Consider the following 9,898-nt stretch of genomic DNA (forward strand, 5'->3'; position numbering starts at 1 on the left):
TATCTTATTTTACGCGGCTGATCTGACCAACTTTTTGATATAGGCTTTCAATCTCAGCTTTTCTAATATTTTTACTATACCGTTTGAGAGTACATCTACCCCGGCATGCAATCTCAGCATGGCAAGATTGCGCCATGTCCGGCGGAAATAATAAATGTCTGCACAGTATTTGCTATGGGTTGAAAAAAACGCCTTATGAGCGCCCTCTCCTTCGGTAAAGTCGAATAATCTGAATTTTTTGGCATCAAAAAGGCTTTTAAGGCAAAAATATTGCAATATCGTGCCTGGTGACCATCGCTGGAAATCAGGATCATGCCCAACATATTCATAAAAAACAATCCCATCGTGAATAGGGCAATAAATATAGGCAATCGGCCTACTCTGATGAAAAAGGATGTAACCGCGCACCCTATCTTGTTTGGCGAGCGCCAACATAGTATCTATAAACGCCTGGCTTGTGGGAAGACCACAATCGAGCAATCTCTCCTGATAAGTTTTAACAGAGACTTCCAATGCCAAGCGGTGAAATTCGGTCATCTCGTCGACATGCACAAACTCTCGCCAAGCGAGTTCACCTCCCGAGAATTCGGTAAATTTTTTAATTTTTCTGGTTAATGTATTTCTTGATTTCGTTGAAAATTTCTTTAAGTAATTATCAAAATCACCATTAAATTCTACCCAGTATCGCTTGTAATAGGATGAAACATAACGAATGGCCTGCGATAGTACGGTTAACCTGGGTATCGGCGCCTCAAGAGGATGGGAACGTATCACAAGTACTTCTCGCGTGCTGGAAAAATATTCCGGAAATGATTGAAGCGATACCAGATCACTCGACATCTCAGTAAAGTGCTGATTGGAAACAAGTGCAGGCAATTGCCAAGTAAAAAGTGTCAATTCACCCATACGAAAATTGAAATGAATCGATTTCTCCAACCAATGTTCCATTAAGTCAACCTCGCTATGCCCTGCTCAACAAATCGTCTCGCCGTATGATGAAAACGGGAACGAAGAGGCTTGATTGCATTGATCTCTGGAATGGATGCGGTATCGATTTCAGAAAATAGCACAGTGCGAAATTTGTCAGGGTGAGTTGCAAGAAACTCGCAGAGCAACCGGAAGCGTTTAATATTGGTTTTATCTGGTAACGAAAGTATCGAAGGTGTTTTGCCCTTGATCAATTCAAAACTGTGCAAAACGATTACAAATGAAAACCAGCCTGCTTGCCAGGCATCGAGTAGTGCTGTTTTAAGCTCATTGAAAGCACAAGCAGCCAGTTGCGTATGCCGGTAGTGTCCAGGATAGTCTTGAAAAAATGAGATCGGAAATTCCCAAATCCCTTCCATTTTTTGTGGCTGCAGCATTAGCGCACTCGGATGAATCTTACAATCCGTTCCGAGATAGCAAAAATTGTGGCTTGAGTCGAACGATAAACCATTATTCAAAGCTGCGCGCAGTGTATCCAGATTCGCGCCATAGCTTCCGGCCCTGAATGCACGAATTTCTTTTACACCTGCAGCTTGCAAATTTCTTATTCCTTTACCGATCAAGGCGGTCTGTTCTTCCAGCGAGAATTGATGCATATACTGCTTAAATCTTGCTGGAATAGAGGCGTCACTGATTTCACTCAACCACTCGGTGTGCATGTGAAGCTGTACTTCATGACCGCCATTCTGAATCAAGCCTACCACCTCCGACAAACAAGCTATCCCAACCTTATCTGCAAAAAGTGGTTCCAGAAAATAAGTGGCTTTCAACCCATAGCGATTAAGAATCGCCATTTGGAAAGGTATACCGTATTCACCTTGCGTGGTTTTACCATAGAGATAGGTATCGATTTCTTCTGAAAAACTTAACTTATCGCTCGCTAAAGGTCGAACCGGCCAACCTGGAGAAAATGGCCATATTTCAGTATCGATCGTCAAAAAAACATTCAACATGAAATGTCTTCAAGCTCACTTCCATGAATTGGGGAAAAATGGAAAAAGATAAAGCTCCCATGAGATTCCCAATATAAATTCACTGAAAAGATCACGCATTTGCCTTGTTATTGGTATATGTGACGGTATTTTCGCTATGCGTGATATTCCGCAGAAAGGATTCAAACATGAGTAACGTCCATAGCGGAGCACTGTAATCGCTTCTGCCCGATTGGTGCTGATCTAGCATTTCCTCAATAAAATCCATATTAAAAATATTCGTTTCTGCCAATGTCTTACCGAGTAATGATTGGCGTACTCTATCACGTAACTCACCTCTAAACCATTTTGCCAGCGGTACCGAGAATCCCATTTTGTTACGATAGAGCACATCTTTGGGTAAATAATCTTCTAATGCTTTCTTAAAAATATATTTCCCTTCACGGTGATGTAATTTCAACGAAGCAGGAAGGCCCGAGACCCATTCAACCAGTTTGTGATCTAATAACGGTACGCGCACCTCCAGGGAATGCGCCATGCTGGCACGATCCACCTTGGTCAAAATATCACCGACAAGATAAGTTTTCATATCCAGGTATTGCACGATGGACAAGGGATCTTTCGTCGGACTTTTATTCGCGTGATCACGTAATATTTCTACCGCTTGGTAGTCTTGCAAATCACGCTGAAAAGATGGGCTGAAAAGTCGCTGGCGCATTTTATCACCCATAATGGAGACACTATGGAAATAGCCTTCTATCGAGTCACGTGCCAAGGCTTCAAAAGTTGCTTTGGCTCGCAAAAATCTTGGTGCCCAATCTGCTTTGGGATAGAGACGACCTAACAAACCAAATAAAGGCCGACGTATACCTATTGGTAATCTGGACCTCAGCTGCTCTTCATACATGTGCCATCGATAACGGCGATAGCCAGCAAAATTCTCGTCCCCACCATCCCCTGATAACGCTACTGTCACGCGCTTCCTGGCAAGTTCACAAACTCGATACGTTGGTAAGGCTGAACTATCTGCAAAGGGTTCGTCGTATAAGGAAGCCAGTTTATCAATAAGATCATAGTCATCCTGTTCGACCTGATCGACATAGTGATGTGTTTGGTAACGTTCCGCCACTTTCCGAGCATAGTCCGATTCATCAAAAGCCGGATCGGAAAAGGATATTGAACAGGTATTGACGGGATCCTTCATTAATCCTCCCATCATGGCCACAACTGCACTCGAATCGACACCGCCCGAAAGAAAAGCGCCCAAAGGCACTTCACTCATAAGATGACTGCCGACAGCCTCGCGCAAACGGACAATCAACTCATCCTGGAGTTCACGCTCATCCATTGATTTATCATGCATTTGAAAAGGAACATCCCAATACTGACGAGGCTGTGGTAATTGCTGACCACTTTGCAGCGTGAGGGTATAACCGGGTGGAAGTTTGCATGCGTGCCTAAAAATGGTTCTGGGCTCAGGCACATAGCCATAGGCAAAATAATCTTCAATGGCCTGAACATCCATTTCTCTGACAAATTCCGGATGGGCAAGCAACGCCTTAAGCTCAGACGCAAAAATGAATAATCCGCTTGTCAACATTGTGTAATAAAGTGGCTTGATACCGAGTCTATCGCGCCCCAAAAAAAGGGTATCTTGGTTACGATCCCATAAACCGAAAGCGAACATTCCGCGAAATCGATCGACGCATTGCTCCCCCCACTCTTCCCAACCATGCACAATCACTTCGGTATCACAGTGAGTCCGGAAGTGATGCCCCAGATCGATAAGTTCTTTCGCCAACTCCTGGTAATTGTATATCTCGCCATTGAAAACGACGACGACACTGCGATCTTCATTAAATAAAGGCTGTTGCCCCCCGGAAACATCCATTATGGATAATCGGCGGTGACCAAAACCCATTCCAGGCTCAGTATATATCTCGCCTTCGTCTGGTCCGCGATGAATCTGGGTCTGATTCATATTACCCAGCAGCCGTCGATCGATTTCGCTTTTGCTGTGCGTATCGAATAACCCCACGATTCCGCACATAATTATTTCCCTTTTATTTTCATTTTGTTTTTACGAAAATCCTTAATAATCAGCCAATAGATTCACAACCCAAGAACTTTATCATAAACTTTCAGATAGCTTTGAGTCATCGCATCCATGCTAAAACGGGATTCAACTAATCGGCGCGCAGCCATCCCATGCTTTCTCAGCAGACCCTTGTTTATATAATAATCACACATCGTCTCAGCAAGCCTCTCAGGATTTCCAGGCGGGATGAGTTTGCCAGTCTCATCCTCTTTTACTAGCTCGATATTTCCCCCCACCCTGGTTGCGATCACAGGTAAACCACTCGCCATCGCCTCAAGAATGGTGTTAGAGATCCCTTCTGCCAAGGAGGGCAGTATAAAAAGGCTCATCATATGCATCAAATCAGGTATATCAGCACGTTCTCCCGGAAGCCAGGCTAAATTCTCAGCACCAGCAACCCGCAGCATCGTAATGCACTTCTCCCGCGCCTCTCCTTCACCGATAATGAGAAGCCGAAAATACTTCCTTGCTTCAGGAATTTTTTCCAATGTGAGCAAGAAGGCCTGTACTAAGTTTGGATAATCTTTTACGCCGGCCATTCTCCCAACACTTCCGATGACAAAAGAATGTTGATTGATAAAACCAGCCGGCGCGGCGGTAAAAGGCAACGTATCGCTGGGAGAAAAACGCAGAATATCAACACCGTTATAAATCTGATCGATATGATCTGGATCTACTTTCACCGTATCAATCAGCCACTTCTCCAAATCCTTACTCACTGCAATAAAGTGATGTACAAGCGGGCGAATGGCTTTCCTCAATAAATTATATTTGCGGCTCTTTCCTTCAAGATCAAAAATATCCCGACCGTGTTCTCCATGCACACGCGCCTTTATTCGCGCCAAAGCAGCAATTACCTGACCTTCCATAGTAGCAAGATTACGGGTATGTACGATATCTGGCTGAAGCTGTTTGAATATTTTAAAAAGACTCGGGTAAATGCGGAAATCATTTCCTTCACGCTTATTCAATGCAACGATGGTCACGTCTTTTCTTTTAATACGCTGATGAAAATCAGAATATCCCTTTAGGCAAATGATGGCATGTCGGTAACGTTCGGGTGGGATCGCATTTATCAGATTCACAAGCCCATTCTCCAACCCGCCGACACCGAGGTGATGAATAACATGAACGATAAGCGGAGGGTAAGTGGAATTCATTATCTCCCTAATGAATAAAAACGATTAGCAGCAAAATGCAGGATGCTTAAAAAAGATGGCCCTTCAACCTATCGCTCAAATCCCTCAACTGACTCATGCATGTAGACTAACCTTCTCTGACAACACACATCTTTTAAAAGCAATGATGGCAGCTTATTGTTCACCGTAATATGCAGTACGTAACCCACTCGCTATTGCGGGAAACATGTCATCAATAAAACCTTGTAGCACCACTTCCGCTTCCTCTGGGCGATCATCGTAGATTGCTGTGATGATGATTTCTGCTCCATCGTCACCTTCTCCCAACAACTTGTTGATTGCAAGAATAGCCTTAGCCAAATAGGGATTAGCTGTTTGCTCATTACCCAACCAATACCATCTCCATGCCAGCAAATTGTTTGTATGTGCAGTAAGTTGATGCTGCGTAACCAAGAGTGCTTCAGAACCCAATGAAATATTACGCTTGGTACTTCTTAGATGACGCCAGCCTGAATACTTATCAGAAACCAGCACATTTCCGGAGTTAATAAGTTCAGAACCTTGGTTCTGATTGCGGTAATAAGTAATATAAACACCGACAGCCTGATCTGCTCCCTCAAAGTGATAATAGAATTTATGAGGCTCACCTACATAGGTCGGCGCCCAGTTAACGAACGGTTCTGAGTTAACCCTCCATTTTCCAAGAGGATCGGCGATATCTATTTCAGGAGATGTGTCGTTTTGCGAAATTGATTCTAGATAGATTGCGTAAGCGGGCCAAATCGATACCGTAATCACTACTAAGCTTGCTGCCAACAATGTTTGCTTAAGCGAAACCGTACCATTCGTTTGATGATCGGTAATCGCTTGTTTCCCATTTCCAGTCTCAGATTGATCTTCCTGATCTTCTCGCCAAAATGAACCAATCCAAAATAACAATATCATCACTAAACCAAAGAATATCCAGCCATAAATCAGGTGATCCACCCCCACGGCCAGTTGCATATCACTGAGATGCCCCGTCATTACGATCATATAAGCTCGCATCCCATTGGCAATAATGGGTACGATGATGGATAAAATGATAAAAAGCACGCGCCTTACCCAGCTCCGATAGGTGAGATAGGCATAAAGGGTGCCAAGCGTCACCGAGGCGATCAAATACCGCAGACCACTGCAGGCTTCAACCACTGACCAATTACCACTTGGGATACTAAAGAAAGTACCCTCCCGGTAAACGGGAACACCCGTCATTTGTAACGCAGCAACCGTAAAATCTGCCGTAAAATCGATCAAGGGCGGTATGAGCGCATCACCAACAGGCACAGCAAAAAAAAGGTAGGCCAACGGGAAAGCAATTGCCCAAGCTACCCGATAGCCCATAATAATGCATACCGTTACGGGTATCATCGCAATCAAGGCATACTGCTCGACTATCTGAACACTTGCCAGTGTCGCCAGCAACCAACTCAATCCGATGACTCCCAACACCCACACCCATCCAATACTTGGCTGACACCTTAACGCATCAAGACGATGCCGCTGCTTCCAGATCATGTAGGCGCTAAATGGAAAAATGAGAAAACCATGTGCATAAGTTTCGGATCTCATCCAAATTGAGACGATCGACCACGTCACCTCATAGTACACGCCCAGAATCAGGCTAATAACGAGAAGAACAATGAAGACAGGTGCTAGCTGGCTTCTGGTTGAAATATCCCCTCCTATTTCTGCTGATAATCTCGTATTCATAGCCTTGTCAACATTACTCATCGATAATATCAATTAAAAATTAACGGCCCATTATGACGTCACTTGATCTGTTTTTTACCGACATTGTCAGCAAACAGGGAATCTACCCTAGTTAAGTTCTCTGTCCAGTTATAATCTTGTAGTACCCGTAATCTTGCGGCCTGACCGACATTGCTGGTTAGCCGATTCTCTTTGGCTAGCAGAATGATCTTATCAATAAATTGATTTGCGTCACTAGCAATAAAAAGTTCCGATTCAGGAACGGCATAAATACCCTCCATTGCCTGGGGTGACACGATCACTATTTTCCCCATTGCCATCGCTTCTAGTACTTTGTTCTGGATACCTCGCGCTACCCGTAAAGGTGCCACCGCCATTGCAGCGTGTGCGATATAAGGTCGGATATCCTTTACTGCACCTGTTACGGTGACGCCAGGTAGTTGAGCTAACGCCGTGACCTCTCGAGAGGGTCTAGCCCCCACGATGTAAAACTGCATACGCGGTATTTCTGCACGAATCGCAGGAAAAATAGCTTGTGCAAACCAGCTTACTGCATCAATATTGGGCCAATAATCCATGGCCCCCGTAAAAACGAGTACTGCTGCATCTCCTGGGTAGGGGTTGGCATAATCAAAATGGGGTGTGAAATACTCGACATCGACACCATTATTAAAGAAGCGTGTTTTATCAGCAACCTCTGGTGCAAGCTGTTTGAATAGGCCGGCTTCTTTCTCGGATACAAAGGTCACATAGTCATAATTTCTGGCAACTTGCTTCTCATAGGCAAGCAACAATTCTGCTTCCCGCCGGTAAACCCAGCTTTGTGGCCAGGCTTTAGCCTCTGCATACTGACGCCATTTATCTGAATCCACATCAACAAAATCGACAATTCGGTGGCAATCACATGCGCAATCAGTATATTGCGCCATTGCAGATGAAAAAATCAAAATACGGTTGATTGATTTCCGTTTAAGCTGCTGATCCACCCAAGCGCGCAGCTGCGCATTGTAATAATAAGATAGCGTAAGCGGTTTTGTTGATAAAAGTGTAGTAAGACTGCGGATGCGTGCAGCGAAAGGATTCAGTTTGATAAAGCAGGCGTCTTCACAGAAAGCTTTCACTTCTTCGACATATTTCCAATCCCTTTCATCATCAATGAATGTCCCCAAGTAAACACGATAATGCTTACTAAGATACTTCAGCAAATGATACGAGCGAATTTTATCGCCCTTATTGGGGGGATAAGGAATCCGATGTGTTAGATAAAGCAGTGCAGCTTGCATCTGTTAACCTAGATTGCGCACGATATGCGGGCCGATTAGATTGGCTAACGGTAAAGGAAGATTTTGCCAAGCTTTTATGAAGAATTGATACTTTGGATTAAGTGGATTGTGATCCGGTATGGCCTTTGCTTGATGCAGTTGATATTCATAAAAAAGGGGCTGAGGCTCGAAACCCCAATTTTTCTTAAAGCTGAAAGAGCCTGTACCCTGCTTGCTCCGCCCGAAATCGAATATTTTATAGCCACGTTCACAGGCACGCCGCATTAATTCCCAATACATAAAATCATTGGCCGCCAAATCTCGAGCTTTATCTGTCCCTCCTCCATAGTAGGGTAAAACTTCATCTCGAAAATAGAAGCTCATGACAGCACTCACCACTTCATTTTCTTGTGTGATGATCAGTAATTCGCAATCTTCTGCAAATGTTGTTTTAAGTAGTTGGAAGTAACGCTTTGAAAATACGGGCGTTCCCAAACGATGGACACTCACAGAATAAGCATAGAAGAATCGGTCGACAACCTCATCAATACAGCTTTCCAATCCATTTTTAATACCTTTACGTACCATTGCCCGCTGTTTGCGGGGAATAGCCAGCAGATTGCTCTCATTATCATCATTGATTTCTCTGCGAAATGTCACATAGAGATTTTTGGTTGGCCAATCGGTATGAAAGGGTTTAAGGTTTCTATACTCTAAGTAATCAACCTTTAATTGGGCAGCCAGCCTTTGAGCGGCATCATCGAGCACCGATCGAGCCACATCGGATTGGGCAGCTATCCCACCGTAAACACAAAAAGGTAATGAACTCAGTGAATGGCCGAAAAGAACACTATCAATCTCCACCAAGGGCAATATGCCATGGATCTCTCCTGCCATCTCCGTATAAAGAAACCAGGTTCTATGGCCGAAAGCCTGCTCGATGACATACTGCCAGCCCGCTCGATGAAAGAAAGTTGCATCTGGGCACGTTGCGACAAAATCATCCCATGCAGCGACAGCGTCCGTTTGCAGTAAAAATACATTAGCGATATCAGCAAATAGTGGAACCCTAGCCTGTTGATGAGCGCCAACATCCGGAGTGCTCATCCCGCATGATCCAGAAAGATTTCATCCATACGCCCCCAGTTAAAATCATTCATTAGTAATCTGATCCGTTTTTCCATACAATCAAGGTTCAGATAATGACGAAAGCGTGTTTTCATACCGATACCCTTCTGACGAGGCTGTTCAGGATCGATCTCCCAAGGATGAAAGTAAAATATTGCTGGACGTTGATCATGGTCGTTCACTTTCTGAATAAACCATCGCGAAACAGCATAAGGCCATAATCTGAAATACCCTCCTCCGCCAGCAGGAAAGTTTCGTCCAAACAGGCTGACCGTGGTCACGGGTAATTCCAGTAATTTTGCTTTTGGATTTGGATAAAATGCAAAACGAGGCGCATCTGGCATACCGTAATGATCGTGTCGTACTGGATAGACACTAGAGCTATATCGGTAACCCGTTTCTTCCAGCAAATCGAATGCCCAAAGATTTTGACTATTTAGTGTCAGCCCGAAAACCCCATTTTTTCGACAGTGAGCTGCCTAATTTTTAAGCACTTCCTAGAAGCGCAATGAAATTATTCCTTCAAATATGTTCCTAATTGTGTTTTTTAAGAGAATTCGCATAAAAAACACGAATTTCACCCAGCACCCATCTCTGATT

The 9,898-nt window shown here is 44.0% G+C and carries 7 protein-coding genes and 1 pseudogene; all 8 read right to left on the reverse strand.

Going from position 1 to position 9,898, the window contains the following annotated elements:
- Window positions 1–9: 9 nt before the first annotated feature.
- A complete protein-coding gene (locus tag C8R30_RS11735) occupies window positions 10–948 on the reverse strand; it encodes a GNAT family N-acetyltransferase (RefSeq protein ID WP_090665600.1) in 939 nt (312 codons plus the stop codon).
- Window positions 948–1,940: a polysaccharide deacetylase family protein gene (locus tag C8R30_RS11740; RefSeq protein ID WP_090665602.1), complete on the reverse strand. Its 993-nt coding sequence runs from the start codon at window positions 1,938–1,940 to the stop codon at window positions 948–950. The genes C8R30_RS11735 and C8R30_RS11740 overlap by 1 nt, the downstream gene beginning before the upstream one ends.
- A gap of 91 nt (window positions 1,941–2,031) precedes the next feature.
- Window positions 2,032–3,969: an XrtA/PEP-CTERM system amidotransferase gene (locus C8R30_RS11745; RefSeq protein WP_107790180.1), complete on the reverse strand. Its 1,938-nt coding sequence runs from the start codon at window positions 3,967–3,969 to the stop codon at window positions 2,032–2,034.
- Between the two features lie 62 nt (window positions 3,970–4,031).
- Window positions 4,032–5,177, reverse strand: coding sequence for a TIGR03088 family PEP-CTERM/XrtA system glycosyltransferase (locus C8R30_RS11750; protein ID WP_090665605.1), 1,146 nt, complete (start codon window positions 5,175–5,177; stop codon window positions 4,032–4,034).
- A 153-nt stretch (window positions 5,178–5,330) separates the two neighbouring features.
- Window positions 5,331–6,929: an exosortase A gene (xrtA, locus tag C8R30_RS11755; RefSeq protein ID WP_258192029.1), complete on the reverse strand. Its 1,599-nt coding sequence runs from the start codon at window positions 6,927–6,929 to the stop codon at window positions 5,331–5,333.
- A 38-nt stretch (window positions 6,930–6,967) separates the two neighbouring features.
- Window positions 6,968–8,191: a TIGR03087 family PEP-CTERM/XrtA system glycosyltransferase gene (locus C8R30_RS11760; protein ID WP_107783199.1), complete on the reverse strand. Its 1,224-nt coding sequence runs from the start codon at window positions 8,189–8,191 to the stop codon at window positions 6,968–6,970.
- 3 nt (window positions 8,192–8,194) lie between these two features.
- On the reverse strand, window positions 8,195–9,277 hold the full coding sequence (locus C8R30_RS11765) for a FemAB family XrtA/PEP-CTERM system-associated protein (protein WP_090665610.1): 1,083 nt from the start codon (window positions 9,275–9,277) through the stop codon (window positions 8,195–8,197).
- Window positions 9,274–9,729, reverse strand: a pseudogene (locus tag C8R30_RS11770) (DUF3473 domain-containing protein); the annotation flags it as partial. The gene C8R30_RS11765 and the pseudogene C8R30_RS11770, both read right to left, overlap by 4 nt.
- Window positions 9,730–9,898: the final 169 nt, after the last annotated feature.

The organism is Nitrosomonas nitrosa (genome assembly GCF_003051105.1).
GTDB classification, from domain to species: Bacteria; Pseudomonadota; Gammaproteobacteria; order Burkholderiales; family Nitrosomonadaceae; genus Nitrosomonas; species Nitrosomonas nitrosa.